A 21,278-nucleotide genomic window follows, 5' to 3' on the forward strand; every position below is an offset into this window, starting at 1 on the left:
GCGGCCAGAGGGTTCCGCTTATTTCATGCGGGCGCGAGCGTGCGCAGCAGGGCCGGCACTTCGGCCGAGATTTCGCGCGCCAGGTAGCCCAGCGTGCCGTAGCGCAGCGCGAGCTGGTCGCCGGCGGCGGCGTGCAGCGCCACGCCCCATGCGGCGGCCTGTTCCAGCGCGCAGCCGCGCGCCGCCAACCCGGCAATGATGCCGGCCAGCGCGTCGCCCGAACCGGAGATGGCCAGGCCGATATTGCCGCCCTGGTGCTCCCACAGCTCGCCGCCCGGTGCGGCGATCACGGTCAGCGGCCCCTTCAGCGCCACCACCGCGTTCCAGCGCGCCGCGCAGCGCAGCGCCGCGCCGTGCGGCTCGGCCGTCACGGCCGCCTTGGTCTGCCCGCACAGATGGGCCAGTTCGCCCGCGTGCGGCGTCAGCAGCACCGCTTCCTCGAAACGGAAGTGTTCGCTGTCCACCGGCTCGGCCAGCAGGTGCGGCTCGTCGGGCGGGCGCAGCAGTTCCATGGCGCCCGCGTCCAGGATGATCTTGCAGCCGGCGAAACGCGGCAGCAGGGCACGCACCAGCTCCGCGCTGGCCGCCTCGTCCTGCATGCCCGGCCCCACCAGCAGCGCGTCCACCTTGGCGGCCAGCTCGCCCAGCTTGCGTGCCGCTTCGATGGAAAAGCCGCCGCCTGGCGTTTCCGCCAGCGCGATCACGCGCGCTTCCGGCAGCGCCGCCGCCACGTGCGGCGCCGTGCTGGCCGCCGTGGCCAGCGTCAGCTTGCCGGCGCCCGCGCGCAGCGCCGCCGTGGCCGCCAGCAGCGCGGCGCCCGGCATCTCGCGCGAGCCGGCCACCACCAGCACGTGGCCGCGCAATTCCTTGTCGCTGTCGAAATTGGGCAGCGGCAGCGGCCACTCGCGCAGGGTACGCAGGCTGATGTCGATGGCGTGGGTCTTGTTGCTGGGCATGGCGGATTCCTGCAGTGCGTCGCTCAGGACTTGGGCGCGGCCGGCACGTCCGGCTTGGCGGTGACGGGCGTGCCGGTGTCTTCCAGCGGCGCCACGAAGTTGGCCTGTTGCAGCACCAGCTTGCCGTGCTTGCCCGCCGCAGGATCGAACAGATAGGACGTGACGCCGCAGTTGGGCACGTCCGCCTCGCGGTCCACCGCCAGGATTTCAGCCTCGTCCATGCGCTCCAGCAGATAGCGGAAGCAATTGACGATCACCTGGTGGCCCACGATGAGCACGCGGTCGCCCCGGTATTCGCGGGTGATGGTGTCGAGCACGCTGCGCAGGCGCAGGATGACGTCGCACCAGCTTTCGCCGCCGGGCGGGCGGAAATAGAATTTGCCCACGTGCTTGCGCTGTTCGGCCAGTTCGGGGAACTTGTCGGCAATGCCCAGCGGCGTGAGCCGGTCCAGGATGCCGAACTCCTTCTCGCGCAGGCGCTCGTCGGCGATCACCGTGAGCCGCTGGCGGCCCAGCTGTTCGATGACGGCGGCGGCCGTGCCGGCGGCGCGCACGTAAGGGGAGTGCAGCACCACGTCGGGCTGCTGCCCGGCAGGCAGGGCGCCAAACCAGGCCGCCAGGGCGCGCGCCTGGCGTTCACCCAGTTCGGACAGGGGCACGTCGACGTCGCGGTGCGCGATATCGATCAGAAACTGCGAGGCCGCCTCGGCCGCTTCGCGCGCCACATTGCCCGCGCTTTGGCCATGCCGCACAAGCCACAACTGCTGGGGCCACTTTTGTTCCATGCCGGCCGCTCCGTTCGAGAGGAAGTGCGGCCCATGCTAGTCGAATTTACAAAAGTGTGGCGCAAGCGTGCCGGGCGCGGCGCTCAGGCGGCGCGGCTTGCCTCCGGCTCCGGCTCGTCGCCCAGTTCCGCGTCGCCGTTGAACACGGCCATATCGGTTTCGCCCAGCACGCGGCTGGTGACGGTGCCGGCCATGATGGAGCCGCTCACGTTGAGCGCCGTGCGGCCCATGTCGATCAGCGGTTCGATCGAGATTAGCAGGCCGGCCAGCGCCACCGGCAGGTTCATCGACGACAGCACGATCAGCGCGGCAAAGGTGGCGCCGCCGCCCACGCCGGCCACGCCCACCGAGCCAATGGCGATGATGGCCAGCAGCGGCACGATGAAGCTGGCCGTGAACGGGTCGATGCCTACGGTGGGCGCGATCATCACCGCCAGCATGGCCGGGTAGATGCCGGCGCAGCCGTTCTGGCCTATGGTGGCGCCAAAGGAGGCGGCGAAATTGGCGATGCCTTCCGGCGTGCCGAGGCGGCGCGTCTGCGTCTGCACGCTCATCGGGATGGAGCCGGCGCTGGTGCGCGAGGTGAAGGCGAAGGCCAGCACGGGGAAAATCTTCTGCACGTAGCGCAGCGGATTGAGACCGGCCGCCGACACCAGCGCCAGGTGCACGCAGAACATCAGGATCAGCGCGCTGTACGAGGCCAGCACGAAGCTGATCAGGTTGAGGATGTCGGCATAGCTGGAGGTGGCCACCAGGCCGGCCATCAGCGCGAACACGCCGTACGGGGTCAGGCGCAGCACCAGCGTCACCATGCGCATCACGATGGCGTGCGCCACCTTGATGAAGTGGTCGAAGGAGGCGAACAGCTCCGGCTTCTTGTCGTGGATGCCGATGGCCGAGATGCCGATGAAGATGGAGAAGATCACCACCGCGATGGTGGAGGTCTTGCGCGCTCCGGTCAGGTCGAGGAAGGGATTGGCGGGGATGAAGCTGATGAGCATGCTTGGCAGCGAAATCGCCTGCGCGTCGCCCAGCTTGCCCTGCAGGTAGGCGCCGCGCGCCGCCTCGGCCGCGTTGGCGGTCAGGCCCACGGCGCTCAGGTTGAACAGCTTGGCCATCACGATGCCGAGGCCGGCCGCCACGATGGTGGTGGCGATCAGCGTGCCGATGGTGAGCGCGCTGATCTTGCCCAGCGAGGAAGCGTTCTTGAGCTTGAGGATGGCCGCGATGATGGACACCATGATCAGCGGCATGATGATCATCTGCAGCAGCTTCACGTAGCCGGTGCCGATAATGTCCAGGTAGTCGCTGGTGGTCTTCAGTTCGGGGCTGGCGGTGCCGTAGATGGCTTGCAGGCCGGCGCCCAGCAGCACGCCCAGGCCGAGGCCGGTGAACACGCGCACGGTGAAGCTGGCGTGCCTGCTTTGTTGGCGGTACATGAAGGCGAGCAGCGCGAGCGCCACCGCCAGGTTGATCGTTACGTTAATTGCCATACACCGGCCTTATTCTCGTGAATAAATTGTCGCCGGGCCATTTTAAGGCAAATTCCACGCAGCTGTCAGACCGCCACCTTGTTGTACTTGAGCCAGCGCGCCATGGCTTCATCGCGCACGGGGCCGGGCGGGTGTTCCTGTACGCTGAGCTGGGTTTGCAGCAGCCAGCGGTAAAGCGCCTCGTTCTGCCGGAAGGCGGCCGCGGGCGCGTGGATGGTCAGGCAGGCCAGCGCCTGCCGCGTCCACAGGCTGAGCACCAGATGGTGGCTCAGGCCGTCCTCTGCCGCATCGGCCCCGGCATGCGCGGCCAGCCCCGGGAACGCGCCCTGGTACTCGGTGGCCACGCCCTGCACGCGCATGCCCCAGTTTTCGCCTTCCAACCGGTAGGGCCGCTTGACCTGCTTGAGCCACGGCATTTCCTCGGCCACCTTGCTCAGCCGCAGTTCGTTCCAGTCATGCACGGTCAGGCTGGTGTTGGCCACGCCGATGGCCGTGAGCTGGCTGCCGCCGGCCAGGTCGAACAGCTGGTATGCATGGCCGTCGCTGCTGTCGCGCCAGGCGGTCGGCGCGTCGAGCACGATGCCGATGCCGGGGCTGGCGAAACGCTTGAGCTGCAGCGCGCTGAAGTCCGGCGCCTCCGCCTCGATATGGCAGGCGCAGCCGCAGTGAGCCAGCGCCTTGGTGAACTGCTGCGCACTCGCCAGGTCGATACCCTTCTTCACGATGGCGAACGGCGCCGCCAGCAAGGCGTGCATCTGTTGCACGCTGCGCTGGAACAGCGCGGCCAGCCGCGCCGCCACCAGCGCGGCGTCCTGCCCCGGCAGCGGGCCGCGCGCAATGACGCGATAGCGTGAAGGCAGGCCAGCGGCGGCCTGGTCGTCGGAGTTTGGCATGCGGGATAAACGGCTTAACAGAATTGCGGTAAGGATAGGGCAAACAGGGGGCGCAAAAATGCGCGCATTGTCACTTACGCAAAAAAAGTTAACACCCGCGCGCAGCCGTGGTCGGCGGGTTAGGCCAAAGGCCGTAACCCGCCGTGCGCCGCCGCAGGCTTACTTGAGCACCACCGGCAAGTCCGGATATTCGTCAGCCAGCGCGTAGCGCACGCCGTTGACGGTGATGGTGTAGGCAGATGGCCCGGCGATCGGCAGCGTGTAGTTCAAGGTCAGCGACACCGACGCCCCCGGCGCCAGCGACTGCCACGCCGGGATGGTGAACTTGGCGCGGTTGAAGTTTGCCTTGAAGCCGCCGATATTGTTCGGCCCCGTGTAGCCGGCCTTGATCACCGTGAGCCCGTAGCCCGACTGGTCGCTCATGCTGGCCGGCGCCGACACCGGATAGTCGAACTCCACCACCGAGCCGCCCGGTATGGTGGCGGTGGAGTTGTTCGTCACCGTCATCACCGGGTTGATTGGGTAGTTGCTGTCGCCCAGCTTCCAGCCGCCCAGCTCGATGCTCACCCTGGCGCTCCCGGCCGGGACCGCCGATTCGGCGCGCGCTGCGCCATACGGCCCCGCGGCCTTGAAGGCGTTATAGATGTTGGTGGTGAGCGTATAGCCCATGAAGTACTCGCCCAGTCCGCCGCGCTTGCTGGCGTCCCACGCGTAGTCGCCGGCCAGTTCCCAGATCATGATGCCGCCGATATTGTTGTCGATGACGTACTGCGTCTTGGCGGCCATCGATTGCGCGGTCTCGGTGGACAGGAAGACCTTGCGTGTTGCGTTCCACAGCCACGGCGCGGACATGGTGGCGCTGTAGTTCGGCGCATAGGTGCCGGTCAGCGTTTTCTCGGTGATGCCGTAGGCGTCCAGGTAGTCCGGCACGATGGCGTTCTGCAGGTTGAGCGCGTGCCACAGCGGGTTGCCGCCGCCGGGGACAGGCTGGCCGTTGGCGTCCAGGTCGTGCCAGACGTTGTCGATGCCGACGGCGCCGGTGCCGCAGGTTTTCACGCCGGCGCAAGTGACGGTGCTGTTGACCAGCGGCGTAGTGCCCCACAGGCCGTTGGTGCCGCCGGTAACGTCCTTCCAGCCGCGCGTGTAGTAAGGCACGCCGATATTGATGCGCCCCGCTTGCAAGGCGCCACGGTAGTAGCGGTAAGCCCAGTCCACGTTCAGGTAGCCGATGCCGCCGTACTGGTAGGCGTTGCCGGCCTTGAGTTCGGCGTCGTTGCCGTCGTCGAACAGGGCGGCGTTGGGGCCGACGTACTGGTTCCAGCCGCCGTGCAGGTCGTAGGACATGAGGCTGGCGTAGTCCAGGTACTTCAGGCCGGACAGGTTCTCTTCGCCGCGCAATATCCACGCGGAGGCGGAACCGGCGATGGTCAGCATGTAGTACTTCTGGTCCGCCACGGCGGCGGTGTCGAGCTTTTCACGCACGGTCTTGAGCAGTACGTTGTAGCTCTTCATCAGGCCGGCCAGGCGCGGCTTGGACACGCCGAAGTCGAGCGGGTTGCCGGCTTCGTTGTTGGTGGTGGGATGCTCGTAGTCGATGTCTATGCCGTCGAAGAAGGTGTACTGGCGCAGCAAGGCGACCATGGAATCGGCCAGGGTGTTGATGCCTGCGCTGTTCAGGGAGCCGTCGGCGTTGGTGGTGGCGGTGTAGAAGCCGCCGCTGCCGGCCCAGCCGCCCACGGACAGCATGATCTTCACGCCGGGGTATTTTTTCTTGTACTGCGCGAGCAGGTTGAAGTGGCCTTTGTAGGGCAGGGCCGGGTCCATGGCGGCGGCAGGAATGCCGGGCCAGGTCATGCCGGTGTCCGGGTTGGCGGGGCCGCTGCCGATCTGCACCTTGTTGGCGCTGTCCACCGCTGCGAAGGCGTAGTTGACGTGGGTGATCTTGTCCCATGGGATGTTGTTGACCAGGTAGGACGGCGTGCCGCCCGCGCCGGTGCGCCAGCTGGTGAAATAGCCGACAATGCGGCGGTTCAGGCCATTGGCCAGCTTCTCGCGGCCGTTGGCGTCGTACACGCCGCAGTAGGGCACGTTGGTCACGGGCGAGGCCAGGCCGTCGGGGCGGCAGGCGACCGGCGTTGGCGTCGGCGTCGGTGTCGGTGTCGGCGTCGGGGTAGGCGTGGGAGTCGGCGTCGTCGCCTGCAGTTCCCACGGTCCCCACTGCTCGGTGCCGGGCACGTTATTCTGGGTCCACCACTTGGCGGTGTAGGTCTTGCCCTGATAGGTAACGCAGGCGCCGGCGGTGTAGACGCTGGCGGCGGCCCATTCGTCGCACGGCGCGGCGACGGCGCCGGACAGCTTCCTGGCCGCGGGCGTGGTGGTGGCGGTATCGCCCGCGCCGCCGCAGGCCGCAAGGGCGCCGCTCAGCAGCATGAGCATCAGCAGATTGGTCTTCATTGTGTCTCCGATTCAGAAATCGTGATGTGGTGGGTAGTTGCTGTAGAAGTCGTTATCCCAGCGGAAGTTGGTGGCCGATACCGTGATCGAGACGTCCAGCGCCTCCACGAAGTGCCACCAGCCCACCGGCAGGAACAGGATCTCGCCCGGCGCCAGCACGCAGTCCAGCACCGGTACGCCGGCCATGGCGGGGAAGCGCTGCAAATTGATGGCGCGGCCGTCCACCGGCGTGAAGCAGTGCCGCTGGTTGTACATGCGGGGCGTATCGCAGGGCGCGATCAGGCGCACGCGCTTGCGGCCCGAGATCTGCAGCATGAAGTTGTTGGTCAGGTCGTGGTGGAAGGGCGTGACGGTACCCTCCGGACCGAGCCAGAAAAAGCCCGCGCGCTCGCCCGTCAGGTAGTCGGGCAGGGCGGGGACCTCGGCCCACAACTCGTGCAGCGCCTGGCGGTTCTGCGTGTCGTTATTGGCCGTCATATAGAAGTCGTTGGTCACGCCGCTGCTGCGCACCAGCGCCGCGTAGTCGCCGAAAGGCATGCGGCGCTTGTGCGCGATGCTGTTCATTTCGTAGTCCGGGTCCGCGTTGCGGCCGAACTGCACTTCCACCATGCGCTCGGCGAAGCGCTGGCCCAGCGACTCCAGCGTCCACGTGGCGCGCGCCACGCTGTCCTCCAGCATGCCGGTAATGATGACGGGCCGGTTGACGCGGTAGTGCTGGTGCAGGAAGTCCTCAGTGGAGAGCCGCTCGCGGCGCGGGATCTGCGCCGCTTCCTCCGCCGGCGCCAGCAGGTTCAGCTGCGACTGGATGCCGAGCACCCAGTCGCGCTTGGCGAGGCGGTTGTGCAGGCGTTGTACGCCTTGCAGGTAGGGGCTGCGCAGCGCGGCCCGGATTTCCGCGTGCGCATCGCGCGCAATGACGCCGGACTTGACCAGGATGCCGGCCAGCGTGTCCGGGTGGCTACCGAGGATGAGGTTCTCGGCGATCCAGCATTTCCATTCATCGCTGATGCTGCCCGTCTGGGCCTGAGCCTGAGTTTGGGCCATTGCGCGCGCTTTCATGGGCTTACCGTCCTTTCCACACTTCGCTGGTCAGGGCGCCGCTGGCGTCGCCGTCCAGCTCCCAGGAGAAGGCGCCGCGCAAGCCTTCGTCGCGCACGTATTTCATCTTGGTGCCGATGACGGCGGGATCGTCGTAGCTCCACCATTCGCCGGTGGTGGTGTACAGGTAGAGCTGCTTGGTGACGGGATGCGTCCAGCGCTGGCCGGCTTTTCCGATCAGGACCTTGTAGTCCTCGATGCCGGTTTCGTAGGCGCCGGGCGCGCCGCCGGTGGCGGACTGGTACAGGCCATTGCCGTTCGGGCCGGCCGTGACGCCTTTCCATCCACGGCCGTAGAAGGGCACGCCGAGCAGGATCTTATTCTTCGGCATGCCGGCCGCCACCAGCGCCGTGATGGCGTCGTGCGCGTTGTACTTGGCGACGTTGCCGGTCGATGGATCGGCGGGATCGTGGTACAGCGGGGAGTGGAAGTTGGTGGTGCTTTCCCAGGCGCCGTGGAAGTCGTAGGTCATCAGGTTGATCCAGTCCATGTACTGGCCGTACTGGCCCGGCTCGGTCTGGGCGATCTTGTCCGCGCCGGCACCGACTGCGGCGGTGAGCGGGTAGCGCTTGCCGTCGATGGCGCCTTGCGCGTCGAGCTGGGCGCGGAACTCGGCCATCAGCAGGGTGAAGTTATGCTTGTCGTTCACCGCGTCGAAGGTGTTGTAGGGCTGGCCGCCGCCGCCCGGGTATTCCCAGTCGATGTCGATGCCGTCGAACACCCCTTTGGCGGAGCCGGGGCCGCCGCGCCCGTCCTGCACCGGCAGGTCGCCGGCGATGAACATCTTCACGCAGGACTTGGCCAGTTGCTTGCGCAGCGCGTCGGTCTTGGCGGCGGCCGAGAAGAACTTCGACCAGCTCCAGCCACCCAGCGAGATGAAGACCTTCAGGTTCGGGTGCTGTGCCTTGAGCAGCTTCAGTTGCAGGAAGTTGCCGGACAGCGGCGCGTCCCACGGCACGGACTGGCCGTTGACGGTGCGCGCGGGCTGGCGCTGGTAGTCGGCGTAGGAATCGCCGCCGGTGCCGGCTGCGGGCGAGGTGGGGTTTTCGTTGCCGGTTTCGGCGCGCGTCACCATGTCGCACTCGTAGCCGCCGTTCTTTTGGTAGACGTTGCCGAAGGCGTAGTTGATGAAGGTGAGCTGGTCGGCGATGCTGGTCTGTACGCCGTTGACCGGAGTCTTGGTGGTGTGGATGTCCGCCACTTCGTAGCCACGGCCGTACACGCCCCACTGCGCGAAGTAAGAGCCGATTTCGCGGCCGTTCGGCGTTGGCGTTGGCGTAGGAGTTGGGGTTGGAGTAGGTGTGGGTGTCGGCGTGGGCGTTGGGGTTGGTGTCGGTGTCGGGGTTGGCGTCGGCGTACTTGCCTGCAGCTCCCATGGCCCCCATTGCTCGGTGCCCGGCACATTGTTCTGGGTCCACCACTTGGCCTTATAGGTGGCGCCGTTGTAGGTGACGCACATGCCCACCGTGTAGATGGCGGCCGAGTCCCACGCGGGACAGCCGGTGTCCGCTGCCGCCATCGCGAGCAGGCGCATGGCCTGCGGTTGTGCTGCCTGGTTCGAGTCGCCGCCACACGCGGCCAACACGCTGCCTATCAGGCCGATCACGAGGCTGTTCGCCCTTAATGCCTTGCCCATACATGCTCCTTGGTCTAGGTTTTATTTCTGGATTTGTCCCCGGCTTTCTTACATAGCCAGGGACCAGAATGCGAGCATGAAAAGTGGTAGTCAAGTGGTTTTAAAAATTACTGCCAATCTAAGACCAATTGTTGATACGAATTGAAAAGCGAGGGGGGCTGGCGGGATGGAAAAGCTGTGCTTCTCCATAGCACATCGGCAAAATGTCTTAAATGAGACACTTTGTTATTTTGTGCGTACCAGTTTTGATTGGAGTTAAAGTGGTATGGCTGCGCGCGGAAGTGACACGGGCATGGGGGAGCGGTTTCGGGCGCCGCCGCAGCCTTCGGCCACTTTATTGCGTGTGCCGTTCCAGGTCTTCATCGCTGTCGAGGTAGCGTTCGGCGATGGCTTTGCATTCGGCTTCCAGGGCCACGAAGGCGTCCAGGATGTCGGGGTCGAAGTGCGTGCCGCGTCCTTCGCGCATCAGCGCAACGGCCTTCTCGTGCGGCATGGCTTCTTTGTAGACGCGGCGCGAAATCAGGGCGTCGTAGACGTCGGCCACGGCCATCAGGCGCGCCGATAGCGGAATGACGTCGCCGGCCAGGCCATCGGGATAGCCGCTGCCATCCCATTTCTCCTGGTGCGAATAGGCGATCTCCTTGGCGCAGCTGAGGAAGGGCACGTCCACCCCCAGGCGCCGTTCGGCGTGAACGATGGCGTCGCGGCCCAGCGCGCAGTGGGTCTTCATGATTTCCCATTCGTCCGGCTCGAAGCGGCCCGGCTTGAGCAGGATGCGGTCCGGGATGCCGACCTTGCCGATGTCGTGCAGCGGGGCGGACTTGAACAGCACGTCGATGTAGGCGGGCGTAAGCTCGGCGGCGAAGCGCGGGTGGTGCTGCAGATGGTCTGCCAGCAGCTTCACGTACCACTGCGTGCGCAGGATGTGGTTGCCGGTGTCGTTGTCGCGCGTTTCGGCCAGCGAGGCCATGGTGAGGATGGTCACGTCCTGCACGGCGCGCACTTCGTCGGTGCGGCGCGCCACTTCCTTTTCCAGGTAGTCGTTTTTGTCGCGCAGGAAGTCGGAGGATGCTTTCAGCGTCAGGTGCGTGCGCACCCGTGCCAGCACGATGGGTGGGCTGACCGGCTTGGTGATGTAGTCCACTGCGCCTAATTGGAAGCCGTGCTGCTCGTCCTTCACTTCGGACTTGGCGGTCAGGAAAATGACGGGGATGGCGGCGGTGCGCGGGTCCGCTTTCAGCTGGCGGCACACTTCGTAGCCGTCCATCTCGGGCATCATGATGTCGAGCAGGATCAGGTCGGGCGGCGTGTCCGCGTGGGCGATCTTGAGCGCGCGCGCGCCGCTGGGCGCGACCTTGACGGTGTAGTCGCCGGACAGCAGGCCGCTCATCAGGGACAGGTTGTCGGGCGTGTCATCGACGATCAGGATGACGGGTTTGCGGGTCAAGCCGGGAGGGTAGCTCATGGTTGCACTTCTTCCAGGACGGCCAGCGCCGTGTCAAAGTCGAACTGGCCGATCGCTTGCTGAAGGCGGCGGATGTGGTTGGGATAGGCGCTGGCCAGCAGCGCATGGTGCTCCATCAGTACTTTCTCGGCTTCGGCGTCGTCGTCGGACAGCAGGCGCACCAGCTGGGCGTGGACGTTGTCGCGCAGGGCGGCGTCGACAGCGATTGGGGCGGAGGCGGTTTCGGTTTCGGCGGGCAGGGCGGCCGTGATGGCGTCCAGCTGCGCGTTCAGTTGCTGGGCCAACGCAGCTTGCAGCTCGCCCGTGGCGCCACCGGCGGCGATGGCATGTTCCAGCGCCGCCGCGGCTTGCTGCAGGGCGTCGGCGCCGATGTTGCCGGCCAGGCCCTTGAGTGTGTGCGCCATGCGCTCGGCGCCGCCGTTGTCGCCGGCCGCGACGGCGGCGGCAATCCTGGCGTCCATGCCGGACTGGTTGGACACGAAGCCGCGCAGCATGGACAGGTAACGGGGGCGCTTGCCCAGCACGCGGCGCAGGCCGGAGTGCACGTCCAGGCCGGGGATGGCGGCAGGCAGGCCGCAGTCGTCATCAGGCGCGGCGCGGCCGGATGCAGCGCCGGGCGCCGGGCCAGCAAGGCCGTCCGGCGTTCCGGAACCTAGGACGCTGGCGGGCGAATCGCCGGCAGCTGAGGTGGCGGCAGCGGAGGTGGCGGCAGCGGAGGTGGCGGGACCTGGGGGGGCGGGACCGAGGATGGCGGGGCCGGGGGCGGGCGGCACCGGGCTGGCGGCGCGGCGCGCGGGTATCCAGCGCAGCAGGGCGCGCCACAGTTCGTCCGGCTCGATCGGCTTGCTGATGAAATCGACCATGCCGGCTTCCAGGCATAGTTCGCGGTCGCTATGCATGGCGTTGGCCGTCATGGCGACGACCGGCAAAGCGTCCAGCTCCGGCATGGCGCGCAGCCTGCGCGTGGCTTCCAGGCCGTCCATCTCCGGCATCTGCATGTCCATCAGCACGATGTCGTAGCGCTCCCGCTGCGCCAGGTCCAGCACTTCCAGCCCGTTTGCAGCCACGTCCACCTGCAGGCCGGCGTCGGCCAGCAGTTCGGTGGCTACTTGCTGGTTCAGCGCATTGTCTTCAGCCAGCAGCACGCGCGCACCGGCGATGGCGGCCAGCGCGCCGGCCATGGATTCATACGGCGGCAGGCCCTCGGCGCGCTGAGCGTATTCCGGATCGTGTTCGTAATCGCCGCCCAGCAGGCGGATCAGGGTATTGAGCAGCACCGACGGGTTCACCGGTTTGACCAGCACGTCCTCGATGCCGGCGGCGCGTGCCTGCGCCAGCACTTCCTCGCGCCCGAAGGCAGTCACCATGGCCAGGCGCGGCGGACGCTCCATCCGCAGCTCTGCCGCCAGCGCCTGCAACGCGGCGGCCGTTTCTGCGCCGTTCATGCCGGGCATCTGCCAGTCCAGTAGCACCACGTCGAACGCTTGCGGCGTGCCTGCCGTGACGCGCACGCGCTGCAGCGCTTCCGCGCCGGAGGCGACGGCACTGGCTTCGAAACGCATCGAGGCCAGCATGCCCGTCTGCACGGCGCGCGCGTTGTCGTTGTCGTCCACGACCAGGATGCGGCGGCCACGCAGGTCGGGATGCGGCAGCAGCGAACGGCGCGAAGCCGCGCCGATCGCCAGGCTGGCGGTGAACCAGAACGTCGAGCCTTTTCCGTGCTCGCTTTCCACGCCCACCGTGCCGCCCATCAGCTCCGCCAGCTTTTTCGAGATGGCCAGCCCCAGGCCGGTGCCGCCGTACTTGCGGGTAGTGGAGGAATCGGCCTGCTGGAAGCTCTGGAACAGCTGCGCCTTCTGCTGCGGCGTGAGGCCGATGCCGGTGTCGCGCACGGCAAAGCGCAGCAGCACCTTGCCGTCGCCGCTGGCCTGCACGCGCACGGTGATGTCAACCTCGCCGCGCTCGGTGAACTTGACGGCGTTGTTGGCGTAGTTGATCAGGATCTGGCCCAGCCGCAGCGGGTCGCCCACCAGGCTGTCCGGCACGTCGCTGGCCACGTCGAACACCAGCTCCAGTCCCTTGGCGTTGACCTTCTCCGCGATCACCGTGGCCACGTTTTCCAGCACCTGGTTCAGGTCGAAGGCGGTGTGCTCTACCTGCAGCTTGTCGGCCTCGATCTTCGAGAAGTCCAGGATGTCGTTGATGATGCCCAGCAGGTGCTGGCCGGCGCGCTGGATCTTCTGCACGTAGTCGTGCTGGCGCGGCGTCAGGCCCGTCTTCAGCGCCAGGTGGCTCATGCCGATGATGGCGTTCATCGGCGTGCGGATTTCGTGGCTCATATTGGCCAGGAACATGGACTTGCTGCGCGTGGCGTCTTCCGCCGCCTGCTTGGCCGCGCCCAGCGCCTGTGCGGCGTCGTGCTCGGCGGTGATGTCGGCCAGGTAGCCGTTCCACACATCCTCGCCGTCCGGCTGGTGCGCGCAGGTGCAGTGCAGCTCGACCCAGCGCGAGTCCGCACCGGCGCTGCCGCCGAAGGCCAGCCTGCGGTGCAGCGGCCGCTGGTGCAGCGCCGCGTCCGCCACTTGCGCCAGCAGCCCGCCCGGTCCGTCCCGGCCGTCCGGATCCAGCAGCGCAAACAGCAAGCTGCCGTCGCCCAGCACGTCGTTCGGCTGCAAGCCGGTGATGGCGGTGATGGCGGGACTCATGAAATTGAACGCCGGCCGCCCGTCGGCCCCCACGCCGGAACTGGTACACGGCCACCGGCAGGTTGTTGGTGATCTCGCGCATGCGTTTCTCGTTCTCGAAGCGCAGGCGGCGCTCGGCTTCCTGCTGGCGCTGGCGGCCGGTGACGACCAGGGCCAGCAGCCACACGGCCAGCAGCGCGCCGGCCGCCGCGGCCAGGTCGCGCCATAGCGGCAGCCATGCGGAACGGTCCTGCAGGCGCACCACGCGCCATTGGCCGCCGCTGTCGTCCGGCCAGTCCAGCGGCGCCGAGGCCAGCGCGTGGAAGGAGCCGTTCAGCCAGGTCGCGTGGCCATCCACGCTGAAGGGCAGGTGCTCCGGGCCATCGTCGTCGAACAGGCTGCCGAACTGCTTGCCGCGCACCAGTTCCTCGCGCCGCTCCACGCTTACCTGGCCGGCCAGCTTGAGCAGCCAGTCCGCGCGGTTGCTGGCGAAGACCACGCCGTCCGGCGACAGCAGCAGCACCGGATCGTCGGTGCGTTCGAACAGGCGGTCGATGTCGGCCACCGGCATCTTGATGGCGTAGGCGCCGGTGATGGGGGTGTCGCGGCTGTTGCCGCCGTGAACGGGAGCGGCGAAATACAGGCCGCGCTCGTTCGAGGTGCCGCCGATGGCCGGATACACCGTAGCCTGCCCGGCCAGCGCGCGCCGCACATAAGGCCGGAACGCCAGGTTGCGGCCCAGGCCCGACGCCTTGCCTTCCTTGTTCAGGTATGCCAGCGTGGTGCCGTCGCCGGACAGCAGGAAGGCATTGTCGGCGCCGTACTGGTCGATGATGGCGGCAAAGTCGGCGTGGATTTCGTTCGAGTCGAAGGCCAGCTTCCCCTCCAGCAGCTGCTTGATGCTGGATTCGACCAGGCCCATCAGGATGGCGCCGCCTATCACCTTGTTCTCGCTGCTTTCACCTTGCACCTTGGCGGCCAGTTCGGTGGTGGCGGCGGCCAGCCCGCTGCCGTGCTGCTGGAACACGATCTGGCGCTGCACCAGCACGCACGCGGCCGCCATGCCAAGCGCCAGCGCACCCCAGCGGAAGGCGGCGCTGCGCGGGCGCAGCAGGCGCCGAAGCACGCGCTGAAGCAGGCGTTGAAGCTGCGCTCCGGCGCGGGCCTTCGGACGCGGCAGCGGGGCAGGGGGCTGGATAGGAGCGTTCATCGGGGCCGGGTCGCTATTCTTGAGGAAATTATAACGACAATTCACGGCCCCGGTGTTGCTTCACCGAAAGCGATGTGCTTATACTGGCCCGTAACATGAGACTCGCCCATTTCCTCCTCGCCGCGCTGCTCGCGGGCGCCGGCGCGCCGCCCGCTGCCGCCGCCCCGCAGGCGCTGGCCTTCAAGCGCATCGACACGCTGGGCTCGGACGCGCAGTCCATCATCTCCATGCTGCAGGACCGGCAGGGTTTCGTCTGGATAGGCACCATCGAGGGCGGCTTGTTCCGCTACGACGGGCGCCAGGCGGTGCGCTACCAGAACGACCCGCTGGACCCGCGCAGCTTGCCCGGCGGCCGCATCGCGGCGCTGTACAACGACGAGCAGGGCCGCATCTGGGCTGGCACCGACGAGGGCCTGGTGCGCTACGACCCGGCCAGCGACGGCTTTGTGCGCTATGCGCCGGCATCGGGGCCGAAGAACTTCCGCATCGTGCGCCGCATCATCGCTGACGGCGCCGGCGGCATGTGGCTGGCCACCTGGGGCGGCCTGCAGCACTTCGACCCGAAAACGGGCCGCTTCCAGCTCTACCAGCACGATCCGGCGCGGCCGGACAGCTTGGCCCACAACGACATCAGCGCGCTGGCCATGGACGCGCAGGGCGGCATCTGGGCCGGCACCTGGCCGGGCGGCCTGGACTACCTGGCTCCCGGCAGCAGCAGCTTTGTGCACTACCGGGTCGACGACGAGGCCGCGCCCAATGTGAAGGGCAACGACGTGCGCTCGCTGCATGTGGACAGCGCCGGCAAGCTGTGGATAGGCACGGACGACGGCTTGGTGGTGTGGAAGGCCGGCACGCCCTGGCACGCGCGGCGCCGTCTGCCGCAGCAGACCGGCCGCATCACGCACCTGGACGAGGACCTGGGCGGCGACTTGTGGATCAGCACCCGCACCGCCGGCGTGTGGCGCTGGGACCGCGAGACGGAAACGTTCCAGGTCTACCAGCGCCGCGCCGAGGATGGCCACAGCCTGTCCACCAACGCGGTCAACCTCACCATGCACGACCGCACCGGAACGCTGTGGGTAGGCACTTTCACGGACGGCGTGAGCCGCGCCAACCTGGGCTACCACGGCTTCGAGCGCATCGTCCCGCGCGACGTAGCGCCGGATGTGTTCAAGGCCAGCAATTTCGTGCGCAGCCTGGGCGCGGCGCCGGACGGCAAGCTGTGGCTGGGCGTGGACGACGGCCTGGTGCTGTTCGACCCGGCCGCGCGCAAGCTGCTGCGGCACTATGCTGCCGGCGCGGCCCGTGCGGCCGGGCCGGGGACCCTGAGCAACAACGTGATCTACAGCCTGTACCAGCATCCCGGCGGGCCGCTGTGGGCCGGCACTTCGCGCGGCCTGAACCGGCTGGACAAGGTGGACGGGCCGTTCAAGGTGATCCACTTCGGCAGCGGCGGCATCGACTTCATCAACCGCATCGCGCCCGGGCGCGGCGGCGTGCTGTGGCTGGGCACCAGCGCAGGCCTGGTGCGCTACGACCCGGCCAGCGGCGAACACACGCTGCATGCGCACGACCCGCGCGACCCGGAAAGCCGCAGCGTGGACGGCGTGACCACCGTGATGGAGGACAGCGCGGGCCGGGTCTGGACCGGCGAATTCTTCCGGGGCGGCCTGGACGTGCGCGACCCGGAGACCGGCAAGTTCACCCGCGTGCGCAGCGAGCCGGCGCGCGCCGACACCTTGAACAGCGACCGCATCACCTGCATGCACGAAGACGCCACCGGCACCATCTGGATCGGCACCGCGCGCGGCCTGAACCGCATCCGCTTCGTCGATGGCAAGCTGCGGATCAAGCGCTACACCGCCAAGGGCAGTCTGGGCACGCAGATGGTGGAGGCGATCCAGTCCGACCGCTCCGGCATGCTGTGGGTGAGCACGGTGGCCGGGTTGTCGAAGCTGGAACCGCTTAGCGAAAGCGTGACCAATTACTCGGTGGAGGACGGCCTGACCGAGGGCTTCTACCTGGACGCCTCCGCGCGCGGCAGCGACGGCCGCCTGTATTTCGGCAGCACCAGCGGCATCACCAGCGTCAACCCGGCCATCCACAGCAGCGTGTCGCGCCCGCCGCAGCTGGCCATAACCAATATCAGCCTGTTCAACCGTCCGCTCAAGCCCAACGCCTTGCCGCCCGGCGTGGTGCTGCGCGGCAGCGTGACGGCGCCGCAGTCGCTCACGCTGCCGTGGAACGCGGACGTGCTGAGCATCGAGTTCGCGGCCCTGCATTACGCCGAGCCGGCGCGCAACGGCTACCGCTACAAGCTGGAAGGCTTCGACCAGGACTGGGTGCAGGCCGACGCCAGCCGGCCGGTGGCCACCTACACCAATCTGTATCCGGGCAGCTACCGCCTGCGCCTGATGGGCACTAATAACAAAGGCCTGGAGAGCAAGGGCGAAGTGCTGCTGCCCATTACCATCACGCCGCCGCCGTGGCAGACATGGTGGTTCCGCACGGCGGTGGCAGCGGCGGCGCTGGCGCTGCTGGCGGCCTTGTACCGCTGGCGCGTGCGCGGCCTGACCTTGCGCACTTCGCGCCTGGAGGCCATGGTGGCCGAGCGCACCCGCGCGCTGCAGGAATCGAACCAGAAGCTGGCGGCGCTGTCGGCCACCGACGCGCTGACCGGCATCGCCAACCGGCGCAGCTTCGACGGCGCGCTGGAGCGCGAATGGCGGCGGGCGGCGCGGCGCGGCGAAATGCTGGCCGTGGCCATGTTCGATGTGGACTGCTTCAAGGCCTATAACGACCAATACGGCCACGCCGCAGGCGATGACTGCCTGCGGCGCGTGGCGCTGGCGCTGGCGGGCGGCATGCACCGCGCCGGCGACCTGGTGGCGCGCTACGGGGGCGAGGAATTCGCCTTTATCGCGCCGGCGGCCACGGCGCAGGAGGCGCTGCACATGGCCGACAGCCTGCGGCACGCGGTGGAGGCGCTGGCGCTGCCGCACGCGCTGTCGCCGTTCGGCCGCGTGACGGCCAGCGTGGGCGTCGCGGCGGTGGTGCCAGCGCAAGGCAGCGCCATGGCCGCCGGCATGGCGGCTGGTGCGGCCGCGCTGATGCATGCGGCCGACCTGGCGCTGTATCGCGCCAAGGCGGAAGGCCGCAACCGTGCCGCTTCCGCCTGAGCAGAGGCCCGGCGCGTGGGCGCTGCTGCTGCTGCTGCTGCTGCTGCGTCAGATGTGCTGCGGAATGCCGGTCAGCTTGTCCGGATTGCGCACCACGTAGATGCCGGTGATCTGGCCATCCTGGATACCGAAGGCCAGCGCCGATTCCAGCTGGCCGCCGATGTAGCGCAGGAAGCCCGGCTCGCCGTTCAGCGTGGCGCTGCGGTACTCCACCTGGCCCGGGTATTTGTCCAGCGTGCGGCAGAACAGGCGCGTGACCGCGCCGATGCCGTGGATGATGCGCGGGAAGGACGGCACCTTGCCGCCGCCGTCGCTCACCAGTTCCACGTTGGCCGCCAGCAGCGCCTGGATGGCGGCGGCCTGGCCACTGCGCGCGGCGTCCAGGAACTTGCCCAGCAGGCTGCGGTGCGCGTCCTGGTCGACGCCGAAGCGCTTCCTGTCCTGCTGCACCCGTTCCTGCGCGCGGTGCACCATCTGGCGGCAGGCCGCTTCGCTTTTGCCCAGCAGGCCGGCCACTTCGCTGTAGTCGTAGTCGAACACCTGGCGCAGCAGGAACGCCGCGCGCTCGTCCGGCGACAGGCGCTCGAGCACCCACATGAAGGCCACGCCCAGTTCCCCGGCCATTTCGGCCTGCGACTCGGGCGTGTGCTCGTCCACTTCCAGCAGCGGTTCCGGCAGCCACCAGCCGGCATAGGATTCGCGCTCGGCCTTGGCCACGCGCAGGCGGTCTATCGAGAGCCGCGTGACGATAGTGACCAGCCAGGCTTCCGGCGATTGCAGCGCCGCCTGTTCGCTGCCGTCCCAGCGCAGCCAGGCGTCCTGCACCACGTCCTCGGCGTCGGCGCGCACGCCCAGCATGCGGTAGGCGATGGCGAACAGGCGCGGACGCAGGCGGGAAAAGACAAGCGCGGAATCGGTAGGGGCGGCGATGGGCATGACAGAAAAGCGGGCTGTAGGGTTCAAAACCATAGTATGCACCAAGACATGACATATACGTTTTGCCCAAGGCGATGCAGGCCGGACATCATCGATAAAAATACCGTTTGTGGCTAATCACGTGGCAATTCCCGGTGCTGCGTCCTAAGCTGATAGCTGCAGTGGTGGGGGAGGTACGCTATGCACGCAGCGGAACTGGCTTTGCAATACGAATTGATCGGCCGCCTGTACGACGCGGCCCTGCATGAAGACCATTGGGCGGGCCTGTGCGAAGACATTGCCGCCGCGTTTGGCGCCAACAGCGCCGCAGCGCTGCTGCAGCATGCCGGCAGCACCGGCGTGGCCGCTGGCGACGGCCAGGGCTGGCTGCCGACCCTGCTGCCCCATCTTGAACGCGCGCTGCAACTGCGCAGCCGGCTGGCCCACAACGACATGGCCGAACGCTGCAGCGTGGCCGCGCTCGACGCGCTGGCCACGGCCGTGGTGCTGCTCGACAGCGGCCTGACCGTGCTGTATGCGAACGGCGCAGCCGGCGCCCTGTTCTGCGCCGAGTCGCCGCTGCAGCTGCGCGGCGCGCGCCTGGCGCAGACCGCGTCGCGCGGCGCGCAAACGCTGGCGCACATGGTGGGGCGCGCCGTGCGCTGCCTGGAGCCGGGCGCCTTGAGCGGGCCGGCGCAGGCGCCGCAGTCGCTTTGCCTGCCGCGCAGCGGCCATTTGCCGCTGACGCTGTCGGTGGCGCCGTTCATGCTGGGCAGCGGCCGCCCTTGCGCCATCGTCATGGCGCGCGATCCGGAGACCGTGACCGCCTCGGCCGAGGTGCTGCAGCAGCTGTTCGAGCTGACGCCGGCCGAAGCGGCGGTCAGCCGTGCGCTGGCAGCGGGCGCTTCGCTGGAGGATATCGCGGCGTCCACCGGCGTGTCGGTCAACACGGTAAAGACCCATCTGCACCATGTGTACAGCAAAACGTCGACGCGGCGGCAAGGCGAATTGATCGCCCTGATCCACGGTTCCACCGCCACCTTGTTGCCTCCTCATCCAGTTGGATGACGCTATTCCCAGTGCCCCTGCCTACAATGACTTCGACCTGCTGCAGACAGGCAGGCAAGCCAGTTTCTTAGTCCAGCATACAGGGATGGTATCTATCATGAAAAAATCAATTGTGGCTGCATTACTGGGAGCACTTTCAATGAGCGCGGCGTGGCTGCCGGCAAGCGCTCAAACCGAACAGCAGGGCGACACCGTGACCATACCTGCGCCCACGCTGAGAATCGACGCGCCGGTCAAGCGCTATATGGGCGAGATGGAGTTTGCCGCCTTCAAGGGCGGTTATGACCTGTCGAACGGGCAGATCCTGACGCTGAAACGGGTGGGCAACCGCATGTACGCCGAAGTGGGCGACTGGGGCCAGCACCAGATTGTGGCGGTGTCGAAAGACACCTTTGTGGCGCTGGACCAAAAGCTCAAAGTGCGCATCGACATCAACAACTCCGGCGACGTGGGCGGGGAACTGCTGATGGTGGTGCCGGGCAATAGCGTGGCCGGCCAGCCCGCGCAGGAACAGCTGCTGCGCGTGGCTTTCCGCTAAGCGTGCAGGCTACAGCTGCTGCTGGGCGTCGAAGGTGTTGCACCGCGCGGTGTCGCCGCTTTCGATGCCGCGTTTGAACCAGCGCACGCGCTGATCCGAGCTGCCGTGCGTGAAGGAGTCGGGCACCACGTGCCCTTGCGACTGGCGCTGCAGGGCGTCGTCACCGATGGCGGTGGCGGCGGCCAGCGCCGTTTCCACATCCCCTGTTCCAGGATGCTGCGCGCGCGGTTGGCGTGGAAGGCCCACACACCGGCGAAGCAGTCCGCCTGCAGTTCCAGCCGCACCGACAGGGCATTGCCCTGGCGTTCGGACGCGCGGCGGCGCTGCTGGTCCACCTTGTCCGAAATGCCGCTCAGGTGCTGCACGTGGTGGCCCACTTCGTGCGCAATCACATAGGCTTGCGCAAACTCGCCGTTAACCTTGAAGCGCTCCTGCATCAGCCGGTAGAAGCTCAGGTCGATGTACACTTTCTGGTCGCCCGGGCAGTAGAAGGGGCCGACTGCGGACTGGCCGGTGCCGCAGGCGGTGGGCGTACTGCCGGAAAACAGCACCAGCCGGGGCTTGACGTAGCTGCCGCCCTTGGCGCGGAACAGTTCCGTCCACACGTCCTCGGTATCGGCCAGCACCACGGAGACGAACTTGCCTTGCCGGTCGGACGGCGGCGCCGTGGGTTCCTGGCTTTGCTGCTGCGTGGGCACCGGCCCGCCGCCGCCACTGAGCAGGTTGAGCATGGTCAGCGGGTTCACGCCGAACACATAGGAGCCGATCAGGGCCAGCACCACGGTGCCGATGCCGATCGAACGGCCGCCCAGGCCGAAGCCGCCACCCCCGCCGCCGCCATCGCCGCGCCGGTCCTCTACGTTGTCGCTTTCGCGATTGCCTTCCCATTTCATGGTGTGCTCCT

General features: G+C 67.6%; 15 protein-coding genes and 1 pseudogene. 5 read left to right on the plus strand and 11 right to left on the minus strand.

What is annotated here, in order from left to right; translation table 11 throughout:
• Nucleotides 1–23: 23 nt before the first annotated feature.
• From ACFJI2_RS04540 to ACFJI2_RS04580, 9 genes are all read right to left on the minus strand, one after another.
• Nucleotides 24–956 carry an NAD(P)H-hydrate dehydratase gene (locus tag ACFJI2_RS04540; RefSeq protein ID WP_377703933.1) on the minus strand — a complete coding sequence of 311 codons (933 nt, stop codon included), beginning with the start codon at nucleotides 954–956 and terminating at the stop codon, nucleotides 24–26.
• 23 nt (nucleotides 957–979) lie between these two features.
• On the minus strand, nucleotides 980–1,741 hold the full coding sequence (locus ACFJI2_RS04545) for a histidine phosphatase family protein (RefSeq protein WP_377703934.1): 762 nt from the start codon (nucleotides 1,739–1,741) through the stop codon (nucleotides 980–982).
• An 83-nt stretch (nucleotides 1,742–1,824) separates the two neighbouring features.
• Complete coding sequence (locus tag ACFJI2_RS04550) at nucleotides 1,825–3,234, minus strand: L-cystine transporter (protein WP_377703935.1); 1,410 nt, start codon at nucleotides 3,232–3,234, stop codon at nucleotides 1,825–1,827.
• Between the two features lie 65 nt (nucleotides 3,235–3,299).
• Complete coding sequence (locus tag ACFJI2_RS04555; protein WP_377703936.1) at nucleotides 3,300–4,127, minus strand: hypothetical protein; 828 nt, start codon at nucleotides 4,125–4,127, stop codon at nucleotides 3,300–3,302.
• A 159-nt stretch (nucleotides 4,128–4,286) separates the two neighbouring features.
• Nucleotides 4,287–6,581, minus strand: coding sequence for a chitinase C-terminal domain-containing protein (locus tag ACFJI2_RS04560; RefSeq protein ID WP_377703937.1), 2,295 nt, complete (start codon nucleotides 6,579–6,581; stop codon nucleotides 4,287–4,289).
• 12 nt (nucleotides 6,582–6,593) lie between these two features.
• Nucleotides 6,594–7,625, minus strand: a complete 1,032-nt coding sequence (locus ACFJI2_RS04565) for a cupin-like domain-containing protein (protein WP_377703938.1) — start codon at nucleotides 7,623–7,625, stop codon at nucleotides 6,594–6,596.
• 19 nt (nucleotides 7,626–7,644) lie between these two features.
• On the minus strand, nucleotides 7,645–9,315 hold the full coding sequence (locus ACFJI2_RS04570) for a glycosyl hydrolase family 18 protein (RefSeq protein ID WP_377703939.1): 1,671 nt from the start codon (nucleotides 9,313–9,315) through the stop codon (nucleotides 7,645–7,647).
• A gap of 334 nt (nucleotides 9,316–9,649) precedes the next feature.
• Nucleotides 9,650–10,780, minus strand: coding sequence for a two-component system response regulator (locus tag ACFJI2_RS04575; protein WP_377703940.1), 1,131 nt, complete (start codon nucleotides 10,778–10,780; stop codon nucleotides 9,650–9,652).
• Complete coding sequence (locus ACFJI2_RS04580) at nucleotides 10,777–13,485, minus strand: response regulator (RefSeq protein WP_377703941.1); 2,709 nt, start codon at nucleotides 13,483–13,485, stop codon at nucleotides 10,777–10,779. Before ACFJI2_RS04580 ends, ACFJI2_RS04575 begins: the two co-directional genes overlap by 4 nt.
• On the opposite strand from ACFJI2_RS04580, the gene ACFJI2_RS04585 reads away from it, so the two are divergent.
• The 3 genes from ACFJI2_RS04585 to ACFJI2_RS04595 all read left to right on the plus strand — a co-directional run bounded on the left by ACFJI2_RS04585 (nucleotide 13,484) and on the right by ACFJI2_RS04595 (nucleotide 17,853).
• On the plus strand, nucleotides 13,484–13,693 hold the full coding sequence (locus ACFJI2_RS04585; RefSeq protein WP_377703942.1) for a hypothetical protein: 210 nt from the start codon (nucleotides 13,484–13,486) through the stop codon (nucleotides 13,691–13,693). The genes ACFJI2_RS04580 and ACFJI2_RS04585 overlap by 2 nt on opposite strands.
• A gap of 117 nt (nucleotides 13,694–13,810) precedes the next feature.
• Complete coding sequence (locus ACFJI2_RS04590) at nucleotides 13,811–14,773, plus strand: hypothetical protein (protein ID WP_377703943.1); 963 nt, start codon at nucleotides 13,811–13,813, stop codon at nucleotides 14,771–14,773.
• Nucleotides 14,770–17,853, plus strand: coding sequence for a diguanylate cyclase (locus tag ACFJI2_RS04595; protein ID WP_377703945.1), 3,084 nt, complete (start codon nucleotides 14,770–14,772; stop codon nucleotides 17,851–17,853). Before ACFJI2_RS04590 ends, ACFJI2_RS04595 begins: the two co-directional genes overlap by 4 nt.
• 48 nt (nucleotides 17,854–17,901) lie before the next feature.
• On the opposite strand, the gene ACFJI2_RS04600 is transcribed toward ACFJI2_RS04595, so the two are convergent.
• On the minus strand, nucleotides 17,902–18,789 hold the full coding sequence (locus ACFJI2_RS04600; RefSeq protein ID WP_377703946.1) for an RNA polymerase sigma-70 factor: 888 nt from the start codon (nucleotides 18,787–18,789) through the stop codon (nucleotides 17,902–17,904).
• Nucleotides 18,790–18,969: 180 nt separating this feature from the next.
• Between ACFJI2_RS04600 and ACFJI2_RS04605 the strand changes: the two genes are divergently transcribed.
• Together ACFJI2_RS04605 and ACFJI2_RS04610 are read left to right on the plus strand one after the other, a co-directional pair.
• Nucleotides 18,970–19,836, plus strand: coding sequence for a helix-turn-helix transcriptional regulator (locus ACFJI2_RS04605; protein WP_377703947.1), 867 nt, complete (start codon nucleotides 18,970–18,972; stop codon nucleotides 19,834–19,836).
• 139 nt (nucleotides 19,837–19,975) lie between these two features.
• The gene (locus ACFJI2_RS04610) at nucleotides 19,976–20,374 is read left to right on the plus strand and encodes a hypothetical protein (protein WP_377703948.1); all 399 of its coding nucleotides are present in this window, start codon (nucleotides 19,976–19,978) and stop codon (nucleotides 20,372–20,374) included.
• A gap of 9 nt (nucleotides 20,375–20,383) precedes the next feature.
• Here ACFJI2_RS04610 and ACFJI2_RS04615 read toward each other — a convergent pair.
• Nucleotides 20,384–21,267 (minus strand): annotated as a pseudogene (locus ACFJI2_RS04615) (neutral zinc metallopeptidase).
• Nucleotides 21,268–21,278 lie beyond the last annotated feature (11 nt).

The sequence above is a fragment of the Pseudoduganella sp. UC29_71 genome (assembly GCF_042693265.1).
GTDB lineage: Bacteria > Pseudomonadota > Gammaproteobacteria > Burkholderiales > Burkholderiaceae_D > Rugamonas.